Raw genomic sequence first — 24,113 nt, 5'->3', positions numbered from 1 at the left:
CGTTTCAATGCACGGCGGCGGCACTGCGCGGGGCATGCTGGGCAGGTGTTTCACCGGCCAGGCGCGCAGCCTCTTCCTCGATGCGGTAGGCCGAGACCTGGCCGTAGTCTTCGAACATCCATTTGAAGAAGCCGTAGATCTTCACCAGCAGAATCACCATGAACGGGATCGCAGTCAGCACCACGGCGGTTTTCATGGTCGACAGCGAAGCCTTGGCGAACAACATGGCCAGTGGCACCAGGGTCAGCACCACGCACCAGAACAGGCGATGGGTAGGCGTCGGGTCATCGCCTTCGCGCAGATTGCGGGTGCTGGTGGCCGCTACCGCATACGCGGCGGCGTCCATGTGCGAGGCGCAGAAGATCGCCATGATGAACAGGTACACACCCAGGAACACCTGGCCCCACGGCAAGGCCAGCAACAGGTGCGTCACGGCCGATTCGCCGCCTTGTTCACTGAGCATTTTCGGCACGTCGATGGCCCCGGTGATGAACTGGTGCATGCTGTAGCTTTCCAGCGCGCCGAAGAAGAACCAGCAACCGAAGCTGCCGCCCATCAGCAGGGCCATGACCACTTCCTTGATCTGCCGGCCGCGTGACACGCGGGTCACGAACATCGCCACGCCCGGTGCGTACGACACCCACCAGAGCCAGTAGAACACCGTCCAGTTGCGGGTGAAGGCACCGTCGCCGGCCGGGTCGGTGAACAGGCTCATGTGCACGTAGTTCTGGATCATCAGGCCAATCGAGTTGGCCGTATTGTTGATGGTGAACTGGGTCGGGCCAACCAGCAGGATGACGGCGGCAAATACCAGCGCGCCGATGCACACCATCTTGCTCAGGCGCTGCAGGCCGCCATCGATACCGATGTAGGAGCTGAGCGAAAACATCACCGCGACGGCACCGATCACCAGCAATTGCACGGTGAAGGTGTCAGGGGTGCCGGTGAGGTCATGCAGGCCGCGGGTCAAGGTCGAGGCGGTAAGTGCCAGCGATACCGTCAGGGCGCCCATCATGGTCAGCAGGAAGATCAGGTCGACGCTGCGGCCAACGGGGCCGGTGGCCTTGAAACCGGTCACCGCTTCGATGATCGAGGCCAGGTTCAGGCCGCTCTTCTTGCGCACGTGGAAGTGATAAGCCATGGCCAGTGAGGCCAGGGCATAGATCGACCAAGCGCTGACGCCCCAGTGGAAGAACGAATAGCCAATGCTGTACTCGAGCGCCTTGGGGGTGGCTGCGGCGATGTTGAGGCCGGGGGTCTGGTAGTAGTAGGCCCATTCCATCACGCCCCAGTACAGGGTCGAGGAACCCATGCCGGCGCAGATGAACATGAACACCCAGGTCGCGGTGGCGTACTCGGGTTTGCCACTGCCCAGGCGGATATTGCCGTACTTGCTGAACGCCAGGTACAGCACGGCCAGGGTGCTACCGAACACCAGCACCTGGACACTGGTGCCAAAGGTACGGGTGGACAGTTCGAACAACTGGTTGGCCGCGTGTTCGGCTTCGGCGGGGAACATTGCAAGGCCCAGCACCGTGAGCAGCACGGCGATCAGGCTCATGGTAATCAGGAACACATCAATCTTTTTATTCTTGTGCGACATCATCGTCTCCTGGACGTTGGCGTACTTGTTATACCCGGCAGGCATCCGGGGTGTTGCAGTACCACTCCTTCCTTGGTTGTTAACTATGGGTTAACGCACATCTAATGGTTAACAGATTTTGCATTTAATCCGCGCCGCTCGCAAGAGGGGGGAGGGCCGATTGTCAGACACGTGTGCTAATCGGCCCGGCCGGGTCAGGCTTCGATCAAGGCCGTGATGGCCCGGCCGACTTCCTGGGTGGACTTCTGCCCGCCCATGTCGCGGGTGGTGTCACCGGCGGCAATGACCTGTTCGATGGCCGTGAGGATGTCATCGTGGGCCGCACGGTAGCGCGGGTCGGCGCCGTCGTTGCCGAGGAACTCGAGCATCAGCGCACCGGACCAGATCATCGCGATCGGGTTGGCGATGTTCTTGCCGAAGATGTCCGGTGCCGAGCCGTGTACCGGTTCGAACAGGGACGGGAACTTGCGCTCGGGGTTGAGGTTGGCCGACGGGGCGATGCCGATGGTGCCGGCGCAGGCCGGGCCGAGGTCGGACAGGATGTCGCCGAACAGGTTCGAGGCCACCACCACGTCGAAGCGGTCCGGTTGCAGGACGAAGCGGGCGCAGAGGATATCAATGTGCTGCTTGTCCCAGCTGATTTCCGGATAATTGGCAGCCATGGCCGCCGTGCGCTCGTCCCAGTACGGCATGCTCACGGCCATGCCGTTGGACTTGGTCGCCGAGGTAACGTGCTTGCGCTCGCGGGTTTGCGCGACATCGAATGCGTACTTGAGAATGCGGTCGACACCGCGGCGGGTGAACACCGATTCCTGCAGCACGAACTCGTTCTCGGTGCCTTCGAACATGCGCCCGCCCAGGGACGAGTATTCGCCTTCGGTGTTCTCGCGGATCACCACGAAGTCGATGTCACCGGGCTCGCGGCCTGCCAGCGGGCAGGGTACGCCCGGGAACAGGCGCACCGGGCGAATGTTCACGTACTGGTCGAAGTCACGGCGGAACTTGAGCAGCGAACCCCACAGGGAAATGTGGTCCGGTACCTTGTCTGGCCAGCCGACCGCGCCGAAGTAGAGGGCGTCGAAGCCCTTCAGCTGCTCGAACCAGTCGTCTGGCATCATCTTGCCGTGGGCCAGGTAGTAATCGCAGCTGGCCCACTCGAAGAATTCGAAACTGATGTCCAGGCCATGCTTGCGGGCGGCAGCCTCGACCACGCGGATGCCTTCTGGCAGCACTTCGATGCCGATGCCATCGCCAGGGATTGCTGCAATTCTGAATGTCTTGCTCATGGGGGCGCACTCGTTGTCTAGGGAACAGGTGCGGGCCATGCTATAAGGCCTTGAATCGGAGATAATCTAGCCATTCATGGATTCTTGGAACACGAAGTGTGAATAATCTGCCAAACCTCGACGACCTCAATATCTTCCTTCTGGTGGCCAAACGCGCCAGCTTTGCTGCGGTGGCCGACGAGTTGGGCATGTCGGCGGCGTACATCAGCAAACGCATTCGCCTGCTTGAGCAAAACCTCGAGGTGCGCTTGTTGCACCGCACCACCCGGCGGGTGACGGTCAGCGAGGAGGGCGAGCGGGTGTACCAGTGGGCGCTGCAGATTTTCGATGCGGTGCAGCGCATGGGGGATGACATCAGCGCCCAGCACCGCGAACCGGCGGGGCAACTGCGCATTGCCAGCAGTTTGGGCCTGGGTCGGCGGTTTGTGGCGCCGGCCTTGTCGGAGCTGGCCGAGCGCTACCCACGTCTGGATATTCGCCTGGATGTACATGACCGCCTGGTGGACTTGATCGAAGAGGGGGTCGACCTGGACATCCGCGTGGGCAATACCATTGCGCCCAACCTGATCGCCAAGCGCCTGGCCAGGAACCGCCGGGTACTCTGTGCCGCGCCCGGCTACCTGGCGCGCCACGGCACGCCGAAAGTGCTGGCCGACCTGGGCAGCCATGACTGCCTGGTGATCAAGGAACGTGACCACCCGTTTGGTATCTGGCAGCTGGAGGGCCCTGATGGCGAAGAGAGCGTGCGGGTGACCGGGGGCTTGTCGAGCAACCACGGCGAGGTGGCCCACCAGTGGTGCCTGGATGGGCGCGGGATCTTGCTGCGGTCCTGGTGGGATGTGCACGACAGCTTGCTGGATGGGCGGCTGGTGCAGGTGTTGGCGGACTATCACCAGCCGGCGGATATCTGGGCCGTGTACACCTCGCCACTGGCCAGCTCGGCCAAGGTGCGGGTGGCGGTTGAGTTCTTCCGGCGGTATTTTGCCGAGCGGTATAGCTTGCCGGAGTAGGGGGCATGCCCCCGCCCCCCCATCGCCCTTACCTGACAGGCACCCGGCTAACCGCCTTGATTTCCCGCAAGGCCAAGCTCGACTGAATCGAAGCAATGCCCGGTTGCCGACGCAACACCTCCTCGACAAAGCGCCCATAGCTCTCCAGGTCGGTCGCCAGCACCGTCAGCACATAGTCAGCCTCACCCGTCACCTTGTGGCACGACAACACCTGCGGCAGCTTCAAGATCACCTGCTCGAAGTCATCAGGCGCTTCGGCCGAATGGTTGCCAAAGCGCACCTGGGCAAACGCCATGACGTCATACCCCAGTTTCTTGCGGTCCAGGTTGGCCTGGTAGTCCTTGATCAGCCCCAGCTCCTCCAGGCGCTTGCGCCGGCGCCAGCAGGGCGTGACGGTCATCGACAGGCGCTCGCCCAGGGCGGCGCTGGACAAGGTGCCGTCTTCCTGCAGCAAGCGCAGCAGCTCGCGGTCTACCTCGTCCAGTTCTTCGTAAGCAAAAGCTTTGCTCATCTTGTGGCTACCGGCTGAATATTTTGCTCAAGCATCCGGTTTGCCTGAGCATAAAGCAAAGCATTTTCACCGCTCTCTCGCGAAAATTGGTTATCCGACAACACCTTGAAAAAGGACATTCGCGTGCTGACAGTCTTTAGCCACAAACATCGCTTGCACCATGGCTCCGAGCTCAAGGACGGGGCGATCACACCCTCATTCGAAAACCCCCAGCGTGCCGACACGGTGCTGGCTCGGGTCCAGGCCACGGGCCTGGGCGATGTCATCGCCGAGCAGGCCTTTGACCGTGCCTGCTATGTCGCGGCGCACAGCGAGCGCTACGTGAGCTTTCTGGAAAATGCCTGGGCAGAATGGACGGCCACCGGCAAGACCCATGATGCGCTCCCGCTGGTATGGCCGGTGCGCGACCTGGCCATCGACCGAGAACCGGGCTTCATCGACGGCAAGCTGGGCTTCTACGCCATGGACGCCGGCGCGCCGATTACCGGCGGCACCTGGGAGGCCGTGCGCAGCAGCGCCAACGTGGCCCTGACCGGCATGCAACGGGTCATCGATGGCGCGCACAGCGCCTTCGCCTTGTGTCGTCCACCCGGGCACCATGCGGCCCGTGAGTACATGGGCGGCTACTGCTACCTCAACAATGCCGCCATTGCCGCCGAACGCTGCCTGAGCCAGGGCGCGCAGCGGGTGGCCGTGCTGGACGTGGACTTTCACCACGGCAACGGCACGCAGAACATCTTCTACGACCGCCCCGACGTGTTCTTCGCGTCGATCCACGGTGACCCGCACTTCTGCTACCCGTACTTCTCCGGCTATGCCCACGAACAGGGCTCGGGGGCGGGCGAGGGCTTCACTGCCAACTACCCGCTGAACAAGGGCACCGCCTGGGCGCAGTATCGGCAGGCCTTGCAGGAGGCGCTCAAGCGCATTGTCGCGCACCAGCCCGACTTTCTCGTCGTATCCCTTGGCGTCGATACCTTCGAGGACGACCCGATCAGCCACTTCAAGCTCACCAGCGAAGACTTCCTGCGCCTGGGCGCCGAGATCGCCCGTGCGGGGATCCCGACGCTGTTCGTGATGGAGGGCGGCTACATGGTCGACGAAATCGGCATCAATGCCGTGAACACCCTGCAAGGTTTCGAAAGCGCCTGTAGATAGCACGTGCAAATAGCACCGGGGCAAGGCCTGTGCGGGCCTTGCCCCTGGCACCCATTCCAACAATAAAAAGAGGTCGCTCATTTCGTGCTGCTGGGCCTGAACATGCTGGCGGTGCGAATCTTCGGCGAAGTGGAGTTCTGGTTCGCGATCATCAAGATCGTCGCCATCGCCCTGCTGATCATCGCTGCAGCCGTGATGATCGCCACCGCCTATGTATCACCCAATTTGCCGCGTACCTCGCCTACCGCAAGCGCAACCCGGCCGCGCACCAGGCGTCGACGTTCAAGCTGCCAGGTGGCGTGCCCATGGCCGTCACGTCGCTGGTTTTCCTCGGCTTCGTGCTGGTGTTGCTGGCCCTGGAGCCAGATACGCGGATGGCGCTGTGCGTGATGCCGTTGTGGTTCGTCTTCCTGCTGCTGGCCTATCGCCGGCGCATGGCTTAGCGCCCCTTGGCCAGGTAGGCGGCATACTCCTCATCCGGCACCATGCTGCCACCGGTGCCCCACACCAGGTGCGTGGCATTGGCCATGCGCTGCGCCGTCAGCCCCCTGCGCGCCAGGTACTGCGGCGCTTGCAGTACCTGCAGCATGCCGGGCATGCCGGCCAGCGCCGAGGGCTCCAGCCGTACCTGCTCCAGGTCATAGGCCAGTACCAACAGTTGGTACAGACGCTCGTCCGTTACCGTGTAGTAGCCGTCCAGCAGGCGTTGCATGGCCTTGCCGACGAAACCGGAAGGGCGGCCCACCGCCAGGCCGTCGGCGGCGGTGACGTTGTCGATGCCGAAGTCCTGCACGCTGGTCTGGTCATGCAGGCCGGTGTAAACGCCAAGGAACATGCAGGGCGAATGGGTCGGCTCGGCGAAGAGGCAGTGCACATGGTCGCCAAACACCAGCTTCAAGCCAAACGCCACTCCGCCAGGCCCGCCGCCCACGCCGCAGGGCAGGTAGACGAACAGTGGGTGCTCGGCGTCGACCTTGATACCGGCGGCGTTGAATTGGCCCAGCAAGCGTTCGGCTGCCACGGCATAACCGAGGAACAGGTGCGGCGAGTTTTCGTCATCGACGAAGTAGCACGCAGGGTCTGCCGCGGCCTGCTGGCGGCCTTGCTCCACCGCAACGCTGTAGTCGGACGGGTACTCGACCACGTTCACGCCGTTGGCGCGCAGCTTGTCCTTCTTCCACTGCCGCGCATCGGAAGACATGTGCACCGTGGCCTGGAAGCCCAGCCGGGCACTCATGATGCCGATCGACAGGCCCAGGTTGCCGGTCGAGCCGACGGCCACTTTGTACTGGCTGAAGAACTGCCGGGCTGGGTCGCTGGCCAGTACCCGGTAATCGCTGTCCAGGGTGATCAGGCCGGCCGCCAGCGCCAGGTCTTCGGCATGCTTGAGCACTTCGTGGATGCCGCCGCGGGCCTTGATCGAGCCAGAGATGGGTAGCTCGCTGTCGGCCTTGAGCCAGAGTGAGCCGCTGGGCGCGAGGCCGGCTGCTTGCTGCAAGGCGTGTTGCAAAGTTGGCAGCGGGCGAATCGGTGATTCGATGATGCCGCCAGAGGCGGCGGTGTCTGGGAACACCGTGGCCAGGTACGGAGCGAAGCGCAGCAGCCGGGCACTGGCTGCGTGCACGTCGGCGGCAGTCAGGCCGACGTCTTCCAAGGCCTCTGCGGCTGGCGCGATGCCAGGGTTGAACCAGCAGGTTTCGCGCAGTGCCACCAGGTCCTCGACCAAGGGGTGGGAGGCGTACCAGGCGTCTAGTGTTTTGCCGTGAATCATTCCATTGCTCCTGTGGTGTTGCTGTCTGGGAACTGCATATACCTCCCGGTATATGGACAGCCCGCTGCCTGCCGAATAGCTTAACCGTCGACGGGGCGCACCTTGCATGCGCGATAAAAACAATTACGCCCCCGTGTCTTTCAGTCCTGCCAACCCTATAACGCTTACAAGAATGAGGCGGCAAATGGAAAACATCGGCACCTATGTCATCTACGTCATCATGGTGTGCGCGGTACTGGGCGCCGTGGCATCCATCTACAACCCAGAAGGTGAACTGGGCCAGGAATTCATCGCCGGCCTGCACAGCATTGGCCCGATCTTCATCCCCGTGGCCGGCATCATGGCGGCAATCCCGTATATATCCGCAGGCATCAGCCAGCTCATCGCGCCGCTGTTCCAGGCCATCGGCGCCGACCCCGCGATTGCCGGGCCGATCTTCATCGCCTCGGACATGGGCGGCTACCAGCTGGCCAAGGCCATGGCGCAAAGCCCCGAGGGCTGGATCCTGGGCCTGATCACCGGCTTCCAGTGCGGCTCCACGATCATCTTCGTGATCCCGGTGGGGCTGGCCATGCTGCGCAAGGTCGACCACAAGTACATGGCCTTGGGGATCATGGCCGGCTTGTTGACCATTCCCGTCAGCATCATGGTCATCGCCATGACCATGCAACTGCTCGGCCTGGAGGTGCGGCCGGACATCGCCACCACCGGCGCGGCCACCCAGGCGCTGCATTTCACCTGGCCGATGCTGGTGCGCAACCTGATGCCGTTGATTCTGTTCTGCATCGTGCTGGCCGCCGCGCTGCGCTACTTCCCGACGCTGATGGTGTACCTGTTCCTCAAGCTCGGTCAGTTCATGTATATCGGTGTGGTGCTGGTGCTGGTGGCCTCCATCGTCCAGTACTTCACCGGCTTTTTCAGCGCTGTGTTCGGTAGCTGGGGCTTCGCCCCGATCATCGCCGATGCCGACGACCAGTTCCGCGCGCTGGAAATTGCCGGCTACGTTGGCCTGATGCTGTGTGGGGCGTTCCCGATGGTGCACCTGCTCAAGCGCTTTCTGGCACGGCCCATCGAGCGGGTCGCCTCGCGGTTCGGCATGTCCGGGGTCGGCGCCGCCGGGGTGCTGGCCGCCTCGGCCAACATTCTGGCCATGTTCAGGCTGGTGAGCGAGATGCCGCCCAAGGACAAGGTGCTGGTGATCGCCTTCTCGGTGTGCGCCGCCTTCACCTTCGGCGACCACATGGCCTTCTCCGCCAACTTCCAGCCCTCGCTGATTCTGCCGCTGATCATCGGCAAGCTCAGCGGTGGCCTGTTCGCCATGCTGCTCGCCAGTTGGCTGGCCGTACCCAAGGCTGTGGAGATGGGGCGCGAGGACGAGGCCGCCAGTGCCTACAAGGTGGCTGCCGAACCGTCCTGACCGAAAAACGTCGCCGACATGATCCGGAGCGCCCAGGGCGCCCCGGATTTTGTGCTTTTTGCGGTGCAGGGCGGTAAGTTGCCCAGGGGCTTGTGTGCACGACAGCGGGGTGAGTGATGACATTGGAAGAAGCGAACAGGCTGGCGGCGGTGATCGATGCGATCGGCACGGACGCTTTGGGGCCGGCCATCGATGCGCTCTTGCGCGCAAAGCTGGCATTCGAGATGAGCTGTGGTTATCTGTTCAAGTTCAACCAGCATGCGCTGCTGGTGCATAACGGCTACAACGATTCGGTGTCCGAGCGCACCCTGAACGCCTACGTGCGGGGCGGTTACCTGCTCGACCCGTTCTATGTTGCCTGCGTCAACGAGCACCCGGGCGGGCTCTGGCGCATGAGCGAGCTGGCGCCCGACAGTTTCTATGCTTCAGGCTTCTCCATCTCCAAGGACATCCACCCGTGCGTGTCGTCCGACTACGGCACCTCGGTGGAGGAGGTGGGCTTCATCATTGCGCTGCGGCCTCAGGTGGCCGTCGTCTACTCGCTGATGCGCAACCTCAGCAGCGGCAGCTTCAGCGAAGACGACATGCAGGTGCTGGCTGCCATGGCGCCCGTGCTGGCCTCGGTGCTGGGCCAACATTGTCGGCTGCGCTACGCCGATTACCTGCGCGATGCGCCTGCCGAGGGCGGGGTGCTGGAAGATGCCTTTGTCGAGATTTTGCAGGGGCAGTTGACCGAGACCCAGCGCTACATCGCCAAGTTGCTGTTGCAGGGGCACAGCAATGCGTCGATTGCCAGGCAACTGAACATCTCGGATGGCACGGTGAAAGTGCACAAGCACAATATCTACCAGCGGCTGGAGATTTCCACCAACGCCGAACTGTTTCGCCTGTTCATCGATTACCTGGCCAAGGCCTGAACGCCTGAAACGCACAACGCCCGAGGGGCTGCCTCGGGCGTTGTGCCAAGCCGTTGCGGCTTACTTGAACAGCGGGCTGAGGTGCTCGCTCAGGTAGATACCCTGGGGGTCGAGCTGGCGGCGCAGGTTGCGAAAATCCTGGGCACGGGGGTAGAGGGCACTGACGTCGTCACCGGTCAGAAAGTGCAGCTTGCCCCAGTGCGGCCGAGCGCCGTATGCGCGCAGGATCTGGTCGACCGCCCGCAGGTAGTCCCAGTAGTCGGTGCCCGGCTGGCCAGACACCGAAATGGTCACGCTGTCCTGCTCGAAGAACGGGCTCATCCAGGCGCCGTCGCCGGCGGTGAAGCGGTACTCGATGGGGTAGATCGCCTCGGGGAAGTCCTCGAGCATCAGCTTGCGCACCGCCCGCAAGGCTTCCTTGCTGTGCCGGAGGGGCACGGCATATTCCAGTTCATGGAAGTTGGGCAAGTACTCGATCGGATACACGTCCGAGCTGTAGGCGACTTTCTCGAATTCGCTTTCCCAGGCCGGGCGGTCGGTGATGTCCATGACTTTCACCTCGCACACATCGGTGGTGCGCCCACTGGTGGAGGTTGCCGCCGTGTCCGGCAGGCAGTAGCAGTGCCGGCTCTGCTCGTAGGGGCACCAAAAGAAGCTGAAGTGGCGGTGCGTGCGCGCCAGTTCATCGTGCTTGTCCATCACGCTTTCGAAGTCTTCACGCCAGATGCGTTCGTGCAGGTTGAAGCTGTCGGTCACCTGCAAGGTCAGCTCCGACACGATCCCCAGCACGCCCAGCGATACTCGGCCCGCCTGCAGCAGGTCGGGCGTGCTTTCATCCACCACGATGATCTCACCGTTGGGTTGAACCAGCTTCAGACCAACGATCGACGAGGCCAGGTTGCCCAGGGTCAGGCCGGTACCGTGGGTGCCTGTGGTCAGGGCGCCGGCGATCGACTGGCTGTCGATGTCGCCCTGGTTGACCATCGACAGGCCGGCCGCCCGCAGCGCCTTGCCGAAGGCGTTGATGGTGGTGCCGGCGGCTGCGGTGACGCGCTTTTTCTCAGGGTCGATGTGGCGCACACCGCTCATGTTGCCCAGCGACAGGTGCAGGCCGTTGGTCAGCGCCACCGGGGTAAACGAATGCCCGGAACCCGCCACGCGCACGTTCATGCCATTGGCGCTCGCCTGGCTGACCAGGGTGCACAGCTCGTCTTCGCTGGAGGGGGCGCCACGTGCCGCGCGGATACACGACTGGTTGCCCGCCCAGTTGCGCCAGTGCGCCTGGTCGAGCCCGAACTCGTTGATGTGCATGTTGTTCGATGAGGTGCTCACGTTGCTCTCCTGCCCATTATTATTGTGATCAGATGGCGGTGTAGCCGTTGTCGGCAAACAGGTGGGTGCCGTTGACGAAACTGGCATCGTCGCTGGCCAGGAACAAGGCCGCGGTGGCCACCTCCGAGGGTTGGCACAAGCGCCCCTGGGCGGCGGCGATCGCGTGTTCGCTGACATCCACCCCGTGCTTGCGCAGCATGTCGATTTCGCGCAGGCCGTGGTCGGTGGCGATGAAGCCCGGGCAGATCGCGTTGGCACGGATGCCGCGGTCGCGGAACTCCACGGCGATGGCCCTGGCGAACATGTGCGTGGCGCCTTTGCTGGTGCAATACAGCACCTCCATGGGCGTGCCCACCACCGCCGAAATCGACGACGTGCAGACGATGCTGCCACCGCCCGCCGAGAGCATGCCCGGCAATACCGCCTTGGTGACCAGGAACATGCTTTTCACGTTCACGGCCATGATCCGGTCCCACTCTTCTTCGCTGGTTTCCAGGAAGGGCACGGCGGCCAGGATGCCGGCGTGGTTGAGCAACACGGTGATTGGCCCGAACGCTTGTTCCACGGCCGCGACTGCGGCTTTGACCTGCTGCGCGTCGGACACATCGGCGGGTGCGAACAGCACTTGATGGCCGGCATCGCGCAATTGCCGAGCCACCTCGGCGCCTTTGCTGCCCGGCAAGTCGACGATACCGACCCGCGCCCCCTCTGCCGCGAACAGTTGCGATGCGGCCAACCCGCACCCACCCGCGCCGCCTGTAATCAGCGCGACCTTGCCATTGAGACGTCCCGTCATGTTCGACTCCGCGCTGCGCCGGTAGCCGGCGCAGCAATGGTTTTCTATTGAGTGTTTGTGATGCCTCGGCACTGTGCGATCGCGTGTCGGAGCATGAAACACTTCAACGGGAACATCCATATACCGAAGGGTATACGGGGCAGGTCAGGGGGTCTGTTGGGCAATCAACGCCAGGCAGCGCTGCACGATCGGGCTCACATCGCCCTTGCGACGGCTGAGAATGATCGGGCTGACGGCACTGCTGTCGAGCAAGCCGACATACGCGATGTCGGTACGGTGCTGCTGTTGCACAGAAGCCGGCACCAGGGTAACGCCGAGCCCGACCGCGACCAGGCCGATGGCGGTCTGCAGTTCGTTGGCCCATTGGCTGATGTTCAGGGTCATGCCGTGATGGGCGAACAGTGCCAGCACATGGTCGGCGTAGCTGGGCCGGGGGTTGGCCGGGTAGAGGATGAAGGGCTCCTTGGCCAGTTGGGCGAGGGTCAGTGGGTTGCCCGTCAGCGGGTGGCCCTTGGGCAACACCGCGACCAGTGGGTCTTCGCACAGCACCTGCTGGAGGATGGCCGGGTCATCGATACGAATACGGCCGAAGCCGATATCGATGCGGCCACTCTTGAGCGCCTCGACCTGCTGCAGCGTGGTCATCTCGCTCAAGCCCAGCTCCAGCTCGCTGTCCTGGCGCAACTCGCGGATCAGCTCTGGCAGCACGGTGTACAAGGTCGAGGGGGCAAAGCCGATGCCCAGCCACTGGCGTTGCCCCTGGCCGATGCGGCGGGTGTTGTCGCTGATGTTCTCCAGCTGCTGGAGCAGGGTGCAGGTCTGCTCGTAGAAAAACCGCCCGGCCTCGGTCAGGCGCAGCGGGCGTTCACGCAGCACCAGCAAGGTGCCGAGCTGGTCTTCTAGCTGGCTGATCTGTCGGCTCAGCGGCGGCTGGGCGATATGCAGCAGCTCGGCGGCGCGGGTGAAGTTCAGTGTTTCGGCCAGCACCTTGAAATAGCGAAGGTGGCGCAGCTCCATCAGACCTCCAGGGTATGGTGGGAGATTCATTTGATATTGGACGGCCGGCAGGTTGTCGCGCAATGCTTGATTAATCAAGTAAATGCAGTGTCGGGCCCGCAGCGTGCGACCCGACCAGACGGGACCTGCCGACCATGACCAATGCCCTGATCGAACGTGTAGACGCCATTATCGTCGACCTGCCGACCATCCGCCCACACAAGCTGGCAATGCACACCATGCAGCAGCAGACCCTGGTGGTCTTGCGCCTGCGCTGCAGCGACGGCGTCGAAGGTATCGGCGAGGCCACCACCATCGGTGGCCTGGCCTATGGCTACGAGAGCCCCGAGGGTATCAAGGCCAACATCGACGCGCACCTGGCGCCGGCCCTGATCGGCCTGCCGGCAGACAACATCAATGCCGCCATGCTCAAGCTGGACAAGCTGGCCAAGGGCAACACCTTTGCCAAGTCGGGTATTGAAAGTGCCTTGCTCGATGCCCAGGGCAAGCGCCTGGGCCTGCCGGTCAGCGAACTGCTGGGCGGCCGCGTGCGTGACAGCCTGGAAGTGGCCTGGACCTTGGCCAGCGGCGACACCGCCCGCGATATCGCCGAAGCCCAGCACATGCTGGAAATCCGCCGCCACCGCGTGTTCAAGCTGAAGATCGGCGCCAACCCGGTGGACCAGGACCTCAAGCACGTGGTGGCGATCAAGCGCGAGCTGGGCGACAGCGCCAGCGTGCGGGTCGACGTCAATCAGTACTGGGACGAGTCCCAGGCCCTGCGCGCCTGCCAGGTGCTGGGCGACAACGGCATCGACCTGATCGAACAGCCGATCTCGCGGATCAACCGTGGCGGCCAGGTACGCCTGAACCAGCGCAGCCCGGCGCCAATCATGGCTGACGAATCGATCGAAAGCGTCGAGGACGCCTTCAGCCTGGCCGCCGACGGCGCGGCCAGCATCTTCGCCCTGAAAATTGCCAAGAACGGCGGCCCCCGTGCGGTGCTGCGCACTGCGCAGATCGCTGAAGCAGCCGGTATCGCCCTGTACGGCGGGACTATGCTCGAAGGCTCGATCGGCACCCTGGCTTCGGCCCACGCGTTCCTCACCTTGCGCCAATTGACCTGGGGCACCGAGCTGTTCGGGCCGCTGCTGCTGACCGAAGAAATTGTCAACGAGCCACCGCAGTACCACGACTTCCAGCTGCACATTCCACACACACCGGGCCTTGGCCTGACCCTGGACGAGCAGCGCCTGGCGCGCTTCGCCCGCCGCTGATCTTGAAACTGAACGCCTAAGGAGAACCCGCATGCTGTTCCACGTGAAGATGACCGTGAAACTGCCGGTCGACATGGACCCGGCCAAGGCCGCCCAGCTCAAGGCCGACGAAAAGGAACTGGCCCAGCGCCTGCAACGCGATGGCACCTGGCGCCACCTGTGGCGCATCGCCGGGCACTACGCCAACTTCAGCGTGTTCGACGTCCCCAGCGTCGAGGCCCTGCACGATACCCTGATGCAACTGCCGCTGTTCCCCTACATGGAGATTGAAGTGGACGGCCTGTGCCGGCACCCTTCGTCGATCCACAGCGACGACCGTTGAGTCGTCCCTGACTACCTGACAAGAACAATACGAGGTAAGCAAAATGACCGTGAAGATTTCCCACACTGCCGAGATCCAGTCGTTCTTCGAGAGGGCCGCAGGCCTTGGGCACGCCGAGGGTAACCCGCGCTTCAAGCAGATCATCCTGCGGGTGTTGCAGGACACTGCCCGCCTGATCGAAGACCTGGAAGTGAGCGAGGATGAGTTCTGGCATGCCGTGGACTACCTCAACCGCCTGGGCGGTCGCAATGAGGCAGGGCTGTTGGCGGCGGGCTTGGGTATCGAGCACTTCATCGACCTGCTGCAGGATGCCAAGGATGCCGAAGCCGGCCTCACCGGCGGCACCCCGCGTACCATCGAAGGCCCGCTGTATGTTGCTGGTGCGCCTGTCAGCCAAGGCGAAGCGCGCATGGATGACGGCACCGACCCGGGCGTGGTGATGTTCCTCCAGGGCCAGGTATTCGATACCGAGGGCAAGCCGTTGGCGGGCGCTACCGTCGACCTGTGGCACGCCAATACCCAGGGCACCTACTCGTACTTCGATTCGAGCCAGTCCGAGTACAACCTGCGCCGGCGCATCATCACCGATGCTGAAGGCCGCTACCGCGCCCGCTCGATCGTGCCGTCCGGCTATGGCTGCGACCCACAAGGGCCGACCCAGGAATGCCTGAACCTGCTCGGCCGCCATGGCCAGCGCCCGGCGCACGTGCATTTCTTCATCTCGGCACCGGGGCATCGCCACCTGACCACGCAGATCAACTTTGCGGGTGACCAGTACTTGTGGGATGACTTTGCCTATGCCACCCGCGACGGGCTGATCGGTGACCTGCGCTTTGTCGAGGATGCAGCGACGGCGCGTGACCGGGGTGTGCAAGGTGACCGCTTCGCCGAACTGGCGTTCGACTTCCAGTTGCAGCCTGCCAAGGCGCCTGAGGCGGAAATCCGCAGCCATCGGCCGCGTGCTTTGCAAGACGGCTGAGGTCAGGGGGGGCGTGCGCTTGTAAGATGACAGCAAGCGCGTTTCTACAGGATTTATCGTTTGTGCCTGGGCCTTTCCGTGCGGGGAGGGCCCGGGCTTTTTTGTGGGTACACGGCGGTGGCGCGCAAATGCCACAGGCCTCACTGGCCCGAAACAAATGTAGGAGCGAGCTTTGCTCGCGATGCGCCGCGCGGGCGGCGCTCGATCTGAAGGGCGCTGAAAATGCCAAGCCAGGCTTGTCGGGATATAGCGTGAAGGCGACTAGGTGCTTGTCTTGGGGTTGGAGGTGGGGCGGATATCGAGCGCCGCCCGCGCGGCGCATCGCGAGCAAAGCTCGCTCCTACATTTGTTTCGGGCCAGTTATACCTGAGGGATTGGCGCGCGGACCCTTGGTGCCTGTCCCGATATTGCGTCGGACAAACAAGGCGGTCGCGCGTAAATGCCACAGACCTCACTGGCCTGAAACAGACGTAGGAGCGAGCTTCGCTCGCGATGCGCCGCGCGGGCGGCGCTCGATCTGAAGGGCGCTGAAAATGCCAAGCCAGGCTTGTCGAGATATAGCGTGAAGGCGACTAGGTGCTTGTCTTGGGGTTGGAGGTGGGGCGGATATCGAGCGCCGCCCGCGCGTCGCATCGCGAGCGAAGCTCGCTCCTACATTTGTTTCGGGCCAGTTATACCTGAGGGATTGGCGCGCGGACCCTTGGTGCCTGTCCCGATATTGCGTCGGACAAACAAGGCGGTCGCGCGTAAATGCCACAGATCTCACTGGCCTGAAACAGACGTAGGAGCGAGCTTCGCTCGCGATGCGCCGCGCGGGCGGCGCTCGATCTGAAGGGCGCTGAAAATGCCAAGCCAGGCTTGTCGGGATATAGCGTGAAGGCGACTAGGTGCTTGTCTTGGGGTTGGAGGTGGGGCGGATATCGAGCGCCGCCCGCGCGTCGTATCGCGAGCGAAGCTCGCTCCTACATTTGTTTCGGGCCAGTTATACCTGAGGGATTGGCGCGCGGACCCTTGGTGCCTGTCCCGATATTGCGTCGGACAAACAAGGCGGTCGCGCGTAAATGCCACAGATCTCACTGGCCTGAAACAGACGTAGGAGCGAGCTTCGCTCGCGATGCGCCGCGCGGGCGGCGCTCGATCTGAAGGGCGCTGAAAATGCCAAGCCAGGCTTGTCGAGATATAGCGTGAAGGCGACTAGGTGCTTGTCTTGGGGTTGGAGGTGGGGCGGATATCGAGCGCCGCCCGCGCGGCGCATCGCGAGCGAAGCTCGCTCCTACATTTGTTTCGGGCCAGTTATACCTGAGGGATTGGCGCGCGGACCCTTGGTGCCTGTCCCGATATTGCGTCGGACAAACAAGGCGGTCGCGCGTAAATGCCACAGATCTCACTGGCCTGAAACAGACGTAGGAGCGAGCTTCGCTCGCGATGCGCCGCGCGGGCGGCGCTCGATCTGAAGGGCGCTGAAAGTGCCAAGCCAGGCTTGTCGGGATATAGCGTGAAGGCGACTAGGTGCTTGTCTTGGGGTTGGAGGTGGGGCGGATATCGAGCGCCGCCCGCGCGGCGCATCGCGAGCAAAGCTCGCTCCTACATTTGTTTCGGGCCAGTTATACCTGAGGGATTGGCGCGCGGACCCTTGGTGCCTGTCCCGATATTGCGTCGGACAAACAAGGCGGTCGCGCGTAAATGCCACAGACCTCACTGGCCTGAAACAGACGTAGGAGCGAGCTTCGCTCGCGATGCGCCGCGCGGGCGGCGCTCGATCTGATGGGCGCTGAAAGTGCCAAGCCAGGCACCCACCCCTCAGCCCCCGACCGGATGCTCGCGTTGCATGCTGTGCCGGAAGCACTTGCAGCCTTTGGTCAGCAGCACGATGGCCAGCAACGACGCGGCGAAGCTGACGATCGACATCGACGAACCAACGGCTGCCGGCACACCGAAGTAGCGGTCGGTGATCAACGCCACCAACGTGGTCCCCAACCCCAGGCCCAGCAGGTTGCTGATCAACAGGAACACCGCCGATACCTGCGCACGCACCTGGTTCGGCGAGAGGATCTGCATGGCTGCAGTGGACGCTGGCATAGGGAACGAAGCGAAGAACATGGCCGGCACCAGCAAGGTCACCGACAGCCACAGCTGGTCCACCTGCGAATACAGCACGGCCGGTACGATCATGCCCAACGCGCCAATCACCCCGGTGCGCATGGCCGCATCGCTGCGCCCACGCTTGGCCAGGTGGTCGGTCAGCCAACCGCCGAATACCACCCCCGTGGTGTTGGCCAACAGCAAGATGGTGCCGAGCATGAAACCGGCCTGCTCAGGGCTCATGCCGAACTTGCGGATGTACAGCGCGGGTGTCCAGCTCATCATGCAGAACAGTGCCATGGCGTAGAACGAGAAGCCCAGGTAGTGGCAGCTGAAAGTCGCCCGGTGACGGCCGATGAAGCGCAGGCCATCGGTGAGTTTCACTTTGCGCACGTTACCGTCAGCATCCAGCTGCGCGCCCTTGCGCTCCGGGTTGCGCACCGTCAGCCAGATCAACAGGCCAACGATCACACCGGGCAAGCCGACAATGAAGAACGCCAGTTGCCAGGCCTTCATGGCGCCCAGGAAGGCCACCTCGATGGTTTGTGCGTCCTTGAGCAAGGTAATCACGTAGCCGCCGACCAGAAAGGCAATGCCACCACCGACGAACGAGCCGATGGAGTAGATGCCCACTGCGCGGCCGAGCTTCTCCTTGGGGAACAGGTCGCTGAACATCGAATAGGCCGAAGGCGACAGCGCCGCTTCGCCGACCCCCACGCCGATACGGGCGAGGAACATCTGCGTGAAGTTCTTGCTCAGGCCGCAGGCGGCCGTGGCGAAGCTCCAGAAAATCACCCCGACCGCGATGATGCGTGGCCGCGAGAAGCGGTCGGCCAAGTAGGCGATGGGCATGCCCATGAAGGCGTAGAACAGCGAGAACGCCAGGCCGTGCAGCAGGCTGAACTGGGTATCGCTCAGTTGCAGGTCGGCCTTGATCGGTTCGATCATCAAGGCCAGGATCTGCCGGTCAACGAACGAGAAGATGTAGGCCACCATGCACAGCAGGACCACATACCATTCGTAGACGTAGCGTTTTTTGCTTGGCTTGAGGTGTTGCGCTTGGGTGAGGGTGTTCATGCACGCGAGCTCCTGATTTGGACAGCCCTGATGTGGAAAGCCTGATGGCCTCATCGCAGGAGCAGGCTGCTCCTGCCAAGGGGGCTACCGTCAGTTATTTTCTGCAGCGGTCTGTGGCTTGATGGAAATCACCGCCAGGGTGGTAATCGCGCCCATCACCATGAGCATCACCGACACCGGCCAGGCGTCTTTGTACACACTGAACAGTGCGGTCGCCGCCAGTGGCGCCAGGCCACCCGAGAAAATCGAGGCAATCTCGTGCCCCATGGCCAGCCCCGAATAACGCACCTTGGCCGGGAACAGCTCACCCATCAGCGCGGGCTGGGTGCCGATCATGGCGCCGTGACAGAAGGCCATGCCCAGCAACGCCGCCAGGTACACCCACACTGGTGAGTGGGTATCGAGCATCCAGAAGAACGGGAACGCCAGTACCATCAAGCCGACCGAGCCGATGGCATACACCACCCGCCGGCCAATGATGTCCGACAGCCAGCCCCAGAACACGATGGTGCCGGCCTCGACGATCATCGCCACCATCACGCTGGCCAGCACCAGCTGGGTATCCAGCCCGGTGAACTTGGCATAGGCGATGGTGAAGGCCAGGAACAGGTAGGCACTGCCGTTCTCGGCGATACGGATACCCATGGCCTGCAGCACCGCCTTGGGGTGCTTGCGCAGCACTTCCATGGCCGGCATGTGCTCGGGTTTGTCCTGCTGGGCCTGCTCTTCGACGAAGGCCTTGCTCTCTGGCAGGCTGCGGCGGATGTACACGCCCACGCCAAAGATCAGGATGCTGGCCAAGAAGGGCACCCGCCAGCCCCAGCTCATCATGTCGTCGACCGGCAGCATCTGCACCAGGTAGAACGCTGCGGCAGACATCACGAACCCGCCGGAAACACCCAACTGGCTCCAGGCCGCATAGAACCCGACCCGGTCCTTGGGCGCATTCTCGCTCAGCAGCAGCACGCCGCCGCCCCATTCGCCACCCGAGGCGACGCCTTGCAGCACGCGCAAAATGACCAGGCAGGCGGGGGCCAGGTAGCCGGCCTGCTCGAAGGTGGGCAGCAACCCCATGGCAAAGGTTGCCGCACCCATGATCGCCAGGGTCATCACCAAGGCCTTCTTGCGCCCGGCCTTGTCGCCGATGTGGCCGAAGATCAGGCCACCCAGCGGGCGGGCCAGAAAGCCTACGGCGAAGCCTGCGAACGAGGCCATGGTGCCGAGCACCGGGTCGGTACCGGCGGGGAAGAACAGCGGGGCGAAAATCAGCGCCGCCGCCGTGCCATAGAGGAAGAAGTCATACCATTCCAGGGCGTTGCCCAGGACCGAGGCAATGACGATGCGGCGCATGGTGCGCGGGTCGGTATCACGGGTGATGTTGGTGTTCAGGTTACTCATGAGCCATCTCCATGCGGGCCGGTCACCAGAACTTCCAGGTGTAGGAAGTGATCAGGCGATACTCGTTGTAGTCGTTGCCGTACTGTTGCTGGGTACGCATGTTCTTGAGGTCGAAGGCCAGGTCCTTGAGCGGGCCGCTCTGGACCACATAGCTGAGCATGATGTCGCGCTCGCTTTCCTGGTCCCGTGCAAGGCCCGGGCCGCGGTCGATGTCGGTGCCTTTGATGTAGCGGGTGAACAGCTTCAGCCCGGGCAGGCCGATGGCGGCGAAGTTGTAGCCGTAGCGCACCGACCAGCTGCGTTCGTCCGGGCGAATGAACGGCAGGCCTGCCCAGTTCGGCAACCACAGCTGCGGCACGTAGCCGTTGAGCGTCGGGAACACGGTGTCCCCGGTCATGCGCTGGTAGCTGAGGCCCAGCATGTGCCCGCTTTTTTCCAGGGTGACCAGGCCGAAGTAGGCGCGGTTATCCACGGCGCCGCTGCGCGCGGCGCCGTCTTCGCGGTTGTTGAAATAGCCGACGTCGGTTTTCAACTGGTAACCATCGGCAAACTTCAGGGCGTGCTTGATGCCACCGTAGTCCTGCTTGTAGATGTCGTTGAGCACGCCATGGAAGTAGCTGGCTTGCAGGTCCGGGGTCAGCGCATAGGTGGCGCCGGCGAAGTCCAGGCCATCACTGTCCTGGTCGTCGCGGGTGCCGTAGCGGTACAGGCGCTCGTGGTTGGACGACTCGCGGGTGACGATCGACCAGAAGCGCCCGCCGACCAGGGTCAGGTTGTCGATGTCGCGTGATTCGATTACCGCGCCCTGGTAAAGGGTGTCGAGCTGGCGGCTGGGGTCGTTGGAGGCGACTGGGTAGAAGGGTTTCTGGTCACCGATCAGCACCTTGGTCTTGGCGTACTTGAGCTTCAGCGTCGCACCGCCGCGGCTGTAGTCGTCGGCGGCTTGCTGGCGATGGCGGCTGTAGGGTAGTGAGCCATCATTGCCGGTGGCGTCCAGGCGCAAGGCGTACTGGCCGTTGAGGTCGAGGCCGACTGCCAATGGAGTATCGGTGTAGCCAGATTCGAACTGCAGGTCGAAGCCCTGCGACCAGTTGCCGACCTTGGACACCGGTGCACTGGGGTTGGTGAAGTTACGGTTCAGGTAGAGGTTTCTGAAATTGAGCGAGAGGTGGCTGTCATCCACCACGTCGGCCAAGCAGGTCAGGGGTAATACGGCGCCCACACACAGGCAAAACGGTTTCGCACGCAACGGCCATTTGAGTTCCATGGGGTAATCCTGGAAGTGTGATCAGTACAAGTCCTGGGCAGTCGTTCAACTGGGCAGAAGGGGCTGCAGGTCTTGCGCCCGCTTGTCTGTCACGTATTTGTTTTTGTTTTTCTAGATATCCAGCACCAGGCGCTTGCCGCGCGCCCGGGAACAACACAACACGATCTGTTCGTTGGCGTGTTTCTCCTCGTCGGTCAGGTAGTGGTCACGGTGGTCGGGTTGGCCTTCGAGCACGTCGCACAGGCAGGTGCCACACACGCCTTGCTCGCACGACACCTCGACCTTGATGCCGACGCTGCGCAGCGCTGCGGTCAGGGTCTGGCCCTGCTGCACCTGCACGGTCTTGCCGCTGCGCGCGGCCACCACCTCGAAGCTGCCGCCCGAGGTGTCGACCTCGGCCTGGAAGTACTCGTGGTGGATATGCGCGTCGTCGTAGCCTTGCTGGCGTGCGCCCTCGATCACCCAGTCCATGAAGCTCGCCGGGCCACAGGTATAGAGGTGCACACCTGGCGTAGCCGGGCCGAGTACCTGGGCCAGGTCCAGTTGCTGCTCAGGGCCTTCGTCGCTGAAGTGGGTGAACACGCTGGCGGCAAACGGTGCGGCGAGCAGTTCGTCGACGAACGCGCAGCGGCTGCGCGAGCGGCCGCGGTAGTGCAGTTCGAACGGCTGCCCTTGGGCATGCAGGGCATGCGCCATGGCGATCATCGGGGTGATACCGATGCCGCCGCCCAGCAACAGCGAGCGCGTGGCGTCGCCGGCGAGCGGGAACAGGTTGCGCGGCGCACTGATGCGCATCGGCGTGCCGGGCAGCAGGTGCTCGTGCGCCGCCACCGAGCCGCCGCGGGACTGGCTGTCCTTGAGCACGCCAAGGCGGTAGACATTGGCGTGCGCGGGGTCGCCGCACAGCGAGTACTGCCTGACCAGGCCGGGCGCCAGGTGCAGGTCGACGTGGGCGCCCGCCGCAAAACGCGGCAGGGTCTGGCCGTCGACTGCGGCCAGCTCCAGCACCAGCACGTCGCCGCCTTGCACCTCGCGGGCTTGCACGATCACATCGAGCAGTGGGTCGATCATGCCGGTGGCCCTAGAGGATGTAGCCGATACCGGCAAGGGTATCGTCGCTGTTGATCAGGCTGATCACCTTGCGGTGGATCTTGAAACCGCCCGCCGCCCGCACCAGGGTGTAGGTCAGGTCGGCGCTGTAGTGCTTGAGGCTTTCCTTGCGAAATTCCCGCACGTTCTGCGCGCAGCGCACGCTGACGTTGACGCCGTCGTCGCTCAGCACCCGAAAGCGCGACAGCGTGCGCACGGTACGCGGTTGTGGGCTGGTGGAAATCGACTCGCCGCCGATCAACCGCTGCACCCGCAGGCCGCGCATGTGGTGGTCGTCGTAGGCGTAGTTGAGGGTGTTCTCGTAGTCGCTCTGCTTCGGGTCGATGGGGATGATGTACGTGCCTTTTTCGGTCCATTGGCCGAGCCAGGTGTCGTACTCGCCGTGGTCGAGCATGTCGCCTTCCTGCCAGATGAAGGCGGTGACTTCTTGCAGCAATTGCAGGTTCATAGGGTTCTCCATGCTCACGCCGACATCATCTTTTTCCACTGCTGGTACGCCGCGCGCATGCCGGTTTCGGCACTCACGTCGGAGACCAGGCCGTCTGCGCTGGGCGTCTCGCCGGGCAGGCCGCGGTTGAGCATGATCCACAGGTCTTCACCGGCCCGGGCGCCTTTCTGCACCCGTTCCCAGGCTTCAGAATCGTCCGGGGTGCCGAAGCCCATCGGGCCTTGGAAGTGCTCGTGCAGGCGCAGGCGGTAGCGGTTGGCTGCGGCCGGGCCGCCGTCCATGGTGATCACCGAGTGATGGATTTCGGTCTCGGTCACCGAGATCGGCTGCAGCACGCGGAAGAACGCCATCGAGCAGGCGACGTTGGGGAACAGGTTGAGGTTGAAGCCCGAACCGCCGACGGCGCGCACGATGCGGCGCACTTGTGGCTCGTCGATGCCTTCGTCGCGCAGCTCGGCGGCCAGGGCCTCGAAGCGCTCCGGGATCGGTTTGTCGAGGTCGGCTTCCAGGTCCACCAGCTCGGGGATCATCACCATCACGCTGTGGCCGTTGCCCAGGTCCTCGACGTAGCCGGGGCCTTTGACGAAGTCGAACAGCTCCAGGGTCTGCTCGTCGACCGAGGACAGGAAGCTCTTGTGCACCAGCGGGAAGTGGTAGGCGTCGGTGGTGTTTTCCAGCTGGATCTTCCAGTTGCCGGGGAAGCGGAAGCGGTGCTCGCCGGGGACCTTGATGCCGTAGCCGGCGCCTTGTTTCATGAACAGGTCCATCCACTTCCTGGCTGCGCCGAGGAAGTCTTCGAGCGGCTCGATGTCGTCCTTGAAGGTGGCGAAGACCATGCCGGCGTAGCTTTCGGTGCGCAGACTGACCAGTGGCAGTTCGGCCTTGTCGATGCAATCGCCGTAGCTTTCCGGGTGGGGGATGCCGCGCAGCGAGCCGTCGAGGGCGTAGCCCCAGCCGTGGTAGGGGCAGACGAAGCTGTTGGTCTTGCCCTTCTTGTGCTCGCAGACCGTGGCGCCGCGGTGGCGGCAGCGGTTGAGCAGCACGTTGATGGCCTTCTTGCGGTCGCGTACCACGATCACCGGCTGCTTGCCGATGAAGGTGGTCTTGTAGCTGCCCGCGTCCGGGACTTCGCTGTCGTGGGCGACCCAGACCCAAGTGCTGTGGAAGATCTTCTGCAGCTCGGCGTCGAACAGGGCCGGGTCGGTGTAGAGGGAGGTATGGACGCGGTCGTGCTGCACCAGCGCGGCCGGGTCGACCGTCAGGTTGACGGCGGGGATCAGGTTGCTCACGGGGGTCACCTATGGGGCGTTTTCTTATGGGAGCAACGCTAAAGGGCAGGGGGGTGGGGCTCAATGA

At 63.4% G+C, this 24,113-nt stretch carries 20 protein-coding genes and 2 pseudogenes; 9 read left to right on the top strand and 13 right to left on the bottom strand.

Annotation, left to right across the window (positions count from 1 at the left end):
* Positions 1–4: 4 nt before the first annotated feature.
* Positions 5–1,603 (bottom strand): BCCT family transporter, encoded by a 1,599-nt coding sequence (locus DJ563_RS10030; RefSeq protein WP_434519410.1) that lies wholly within the window; start codon positions 1,601–1,603, stop codon positions 5–7.
* A gap of 194 nt (positions 1,604–1,797) precedes the next feature.
* Positions 1,798–2,889 (bottom strand): tartrate dehydrogenase, encoded by a 1,092-nt coding sequence (locus tag DJ563_RS10025; protein ID WP_033698759.1) that lies wholly within the window; start codon positions 2,887–2,889, stop codon positions 1,798–1,800.
* A gap of 98 nt (positions 2,890–2,987) precedes the next feature.
* On the opposite strand from DJ563_RS10025, the gene DJ563_RS10020 reads away from it, so the two are divergent.
* Positions 2,988–3,899 carry a LysR substrate-binding domain-containing protein gene (locus tag DJ563_RS10020; RefSeq protein ID WP_033698758.1) on the top strand — a complete coding sequence of 304 codons (912 nt, stop codon included), beginning with the start codon at positions 2,988–2,990 and terminating at the stop codon, positions 3,897–3,899.
* A gap of 28 nt (positions 3,900–3,927) precedes the next feature.
* Here DJ563_RS10020 and DJ563_RS10015 read toward each other — a convergent pair whose 3' ends face one another.
* Positions 3,928–4,410, bottom strand: coding sequence for an Lrp/AsnC family transcriptional regulator (locus tag DJ563_RS10015; protein ID WP_033698757.1), 483 nt, complete (start codon positions 4,408–4,410; stop codon positions 3,928–3,930).
* 123 nt (positions 4,411–4,533) lie between these two features.
* Between DJ563_RS10015 and DJ563_RS10010 the strand changes: the two genes are divergently transcribed.
* From DJ563_RS10010 to DJ563_RS10000, 3 genes and pseudogenes are all read left to right on the top strand, one after another.
* Positions 4,534–5,568 (top strand): histone deacetylase family protein, encoded by a 1,035-nt coding sequence (locus tag DJ563_RS10010; protein ID WP_434519409.1) that lies wholly within the window; start codon positions 4,534–4,536, stop codon positions 5,566–5,568.
* 84 nt (positions 5,569–5,652) lie between these two features.
* Positions 5,653–5,769, top strand: a pseudogene (locus DJ563_RS10005) (hypothetical protein); the annotation flags it as partial.
* Positions 5,770–5,795: 26 nt separating this feature from the next.
* Positions 5,796–6,011: pseudogene (locus tag DJ563_RS10000) on the top strand (amino acid transporter); the annotation flags it as partial.
* Here DJ563_RS10000 and DJ563_RS09995 read toward each other — a convergent pair.
* Entirely contained in the window at positions 6,008–7,339 is a 1,332-nt protein-coding gene (locus DJ563_RS09995) for a D-serine ammonia-lyase (protein WP_434519408.1), read from the bottom strand. The pseudogene DJ563_RS10000 and the gene DJ563_RS09995 sit on opposite strands and share 4 nt — an antisense overlap.
* A gap of 184 nt (positions 7,340–7,523) precedes the next feature.
* Here DJ563_RS09995 and eutH point away from each other — a divergent pair, with 184 nt between their 5' ends.
* A complete protein-coding gene (gene eutH / locus DJ563_RS09990) occupies positions 7,524–8,756 on the top strand; it encodes an ethanolamine utilization protein EutH (RefSeq protein WP_274099825.1) in 1,233 nt (410 codons plus the stop codon).
* Positions 8,757–8,872: 116 nt separating this feature from the next.
* The gene (locus DJ563_RS09985) at positions 8,873–9,673 is read left to right on the top strand and encodes a helix-turn-helix domain-containing protein (protein WP_095063582.1); all 801 of its coding nucleotides are present in this window, start codon (positions 8,873–8,875) and stop codon (positions 9,671–9,673) included.
* Positions 9,674–9,733: 60 nt separating this feature from the next.
* On the opposite strand, the gene DJ563_RS09980 is transcribed toward DJ563_RS09985, so the two are convergent.
* The 3 genes from DJ563_RS09980 to DJ563_RS09970 form a co-directional block, all read right to left on the bottom strand.
* Entirely contained in the window at positions 9,734–11,005 is a 1,272-nt protein-coding gene (locus DJ563_RS09980; RefSeq protein WP_434519407.1) for a D-arabinono-1,4-lactone oxidase, read from the bottom strand.
* A 28-nt stretch (positions 11,006–11,033) separates the two neighbouring features.
* Entirely contained in the window at positions 11,034–11,801 is a 768-nt protein-coding gene (locus tag DJ563_RS09975; RefSeq protein ID WP_434519406.1) for an SDR family NAD(P)-dependent oxidoreductase, read from the bottom strand.
* A 144-nt stretch (positions 11,802–11,945) separates the two neighbouring features.
* Positions 11,946–12,818: a LysR family transcriptional regulator gene (locus tag DJ563_RS09970; protein WP_434519405.1), complete on the bottom strand. Its 873-nt coding sequence runs from the start codon at positions 12,816–12,818 to the stop codon at positions 11,946–11,948.
* Positions 12,819–12,952: 134 nt separating this feature from the next.
* On the opposite strand from DJ563_RS09970, the gene DJ563_RS09965 reads away from it, so the two are divergent.
* The 3 genes from DJ563_RS09965 to catA are packed head-to-tail and all read left to right on the top strand — an operon-like array spanning position 12,953 to position 15,375.
* Complete coding sequence (locus DJ563_RS09965) at positions 12,953–14,074, top strand: muconate cycloisomerase family protein (protein ID WP_033698746.1); 1,122 nt, start codon at positions 12,953–12,955, stop codon at positions 14,072–14,074.
* 31 nt (positions 14,075–14,105) lie between these two features.
* Positions 14,106–14,396, top strand: coding sequence for a muconolactone Delta-isomerase (gene catC, locus DJ563_RS09960; protein ID WP_434519404.1), 291 nt, complete (start codon positions 14,106–14,108; stop codon positions 14,394–14,396).
* Positions 14,397–14,439: 43 nt separating this feature from the next.
* Positions 14,440–15,375, top strand: coding sequence for a catechol 1,2-dioxygenase (gene catA, locus DJ563_RS09955; protein WP_033698744.1), 936 nt, complete (start codon positions 14,440–14,442; stop codon positions 15,373–15,375).
* 1,800 nt (positions 15,376–17,175) lie between these two features.
* Here catA and DJ563_RS09950 read toward each other — a convergent pair.
* The 6 genes from DJ563_RS09950 to DJ563_RS09925 all read right to left on the bottom strand — a co-directional run bounded on the left by DJ563_RS09950 (position 17,176) and on the right by DJ563_RS09925 (position 24,046).
* Entirely contained in the window at positions 17,176–18,534 is a 1,359-nt protein-coding gene (locus DJ563_RS09950; protein ID WP_274100683.1) for a spinster family MFS transporter, read from the bottom strand.
* Between the two features lie 90 nt (positions 18,535–18,624).
* Positions 18,625–19,932 (bottom strand): MFS transporter, encoded by a 1,308-nt coding sequence (locus DJ563_RS09945; RefSeq protein ID WP_238347559.1) that lies wholly within the window; start codon positions 19,930–19,932, stop codon positions 18,625–18,627.
* 22 nt (positions 19,933–19,954) lie between these two features.
* A complete protein-coding gene (locus DJ563_RS09940; protein ID WP_033698740.1) occupies positions 19,955–21,199 on the bottom strand; it encodes an OprD family outer membrane porin in 1,245 nt (414 codons plus the stop codon).
* 111 nt (positions 21,200–21,310) lie between these two features.
* Positions 21,311–22,270, bottom strand: a complete 960-nt coding sequence (locus DJ563_RS09935; protein WP_274100713.1) for a PDR/VanB family oxidoreductase — start codon at positions 22,268–22,270, stop codon at positions 21,311–21,313.
* Between the two features lie 10 nt (positions 22,271–22,280).
* Positions 22,281–22,757 carry an aromatic-ring-hydroxylating dioxygenase subunit beta gene (locus tag DJ563_RS09930; RefSeq protein ID WP_274100452.1) on the bottom strand — a complete coding sequence of 159 codons (477 nt, stop codon included), beginning with the start codon at positions 22,755–22,757 and terminating at the stop codon, positions 22,281–22,283.
* Between the two features lie 14 nt (positions 22,758–22,771).
* Complete coding sequence (locus DJ563_RS09925) at positions 22,772–24,046, bottom strand: aromatic ring-hydroxylating oxygenase subunit alpha (protein WP_227696199.1); 1,275 nt, start codon at positions 24,044–24,046, stop codon at positions 22,772–22,774.
* Positions 24,047–24,113 lie beyond the last annotated feature (67 nt).

This window comes from Pseudomonas sp. NFX1, from assembly GCF_051123555.1.
Classification (GTDB): domain Bacteria; phylum Pseudomonadota; class Gammaproteobacteria; order Pseudomonadales; family Pseudomonadaceae; genus Aquipseudomonas; species Aquipseudomonas capeferrum.
Note: the sequence above shows the minus strand (reverse complement) of the source record. Positions and strands in the feature narration are given on the sequence as shown.

Excerpts from the sequence above, each read along its gene's own strand:
- DJ563_RS09930 (WP_274100452.1), bottom strand. The coding sequence starts at position 22,757 with ATGAACCTGCAATTGCTGCAAGAAGTCACCGCCTTCATCTGGCAGGAA.
- DJ563_RS09965 (WP_033698746.1), top strand. The coding sequence starts at position 12,953 with ATGACCAATGCCCTGATCGAACGTGTAGACGCCATTATCGTCGACCTG.
- DJ563_RS10025 (WP_033698759.1), bottom strand. The coding sequence starts at position 2,889 with ATGAGCAAGACATTCAGAATTGCAGCAATCCCTGGCGATGGCATCGGC.
- DJ563_RS10030 (WP_434519410.1), bottom strand. The coding sequence starts at position 1,603 with ATGTCGCACAAGAATAAAAAGATTGATGTGTTCCTGATTACCATGAGC.
- DJ563_RS09940 (WP_033698740.1), bottom strand. The coding sequence starts at position 21,199 with ATGGAACTCAAATGGCCGTTGCGTGCGAAACCGTTTTGCCTGTGTGTG.
- DJ563_RS10015 (WP_033698757.1), bottom strand. The coding sequence starts at position 4,410 with ATGAGCAAAGCTTTTGCTTACGAAGAACTGGACGAGGTAGACCGCGAG.
- DJ563_RS09985 (WP_095063582.1), top strand. The coding sequence starts at position 8,873 with ATGACATTGGAAGAAGCGAACAGGCTGGCGGCGGTGATCGATGCGATC.
- DJ563_RS09950 (WP_274100683.1), bottom strand. The coding sequence starts at position 18,534 with ATGAACACCCTCACCCAAGCGCAACACCTCAAGCCAAGCAAAAAACGC.
- catC (WP_434519404.1), top strand. The coding sequence starts at position 14,106 with ATGCTGTTCCACGTGAAGATGACCGTGAAACTGCCGGTCGACATGGAC.
- DJ563_RS09975 (WP_434519406.1), bottom strand. The coding sequence starts at position 11,801 with ATGACGGGACGTCTCAATGGCAAGGTCGCGCTGATTACAGGCGGCGCG.
- DJ563_RS09935 (WP_274100713.1), bottom strand. The coding sequence starts at position 22,270 with ATGATCGACCCACTGCTCGATGTGATCGTGCAAGCCCGCGAGGTGCAA.
- DJ563_RS09945 (WP_238347559.1), bottom strand. The coding sequence starts at position 19,932 with ATGAGTAACCTGAACACCAACATCACCCGTGATACCGACCCGCGCACC.
- DJ563_RS09970 (WP_434519405.1), bottom strand. The coding sequence starts at position 12,818 with ATGGAGCTGCGCCACCTTCGCTATTTCAAGGTGCTGGCCGAAACACTG.
- DJ563_RS09995 (WP_434519408.1), bottom strand. The coding sequence starts at position 7,339 with ATGATTCACGGCAAAACACTAGACGCCTGGTACGCCTCCCACCCCTTG.
- catA (WP_033698744.1), top strand. The coding sequence starts at position 14,440 with ATGACCGTGAAGATTTCCCACACTGCCGAGATCCAGTCGTTCTTCGAG.
- eutH (WP_274099825.1), top strand. The coding sequence starts at position 7,524 with ATGGAAAACATCGGCACCTATGTCATCTACGTCATCATGGTGTGCGCG.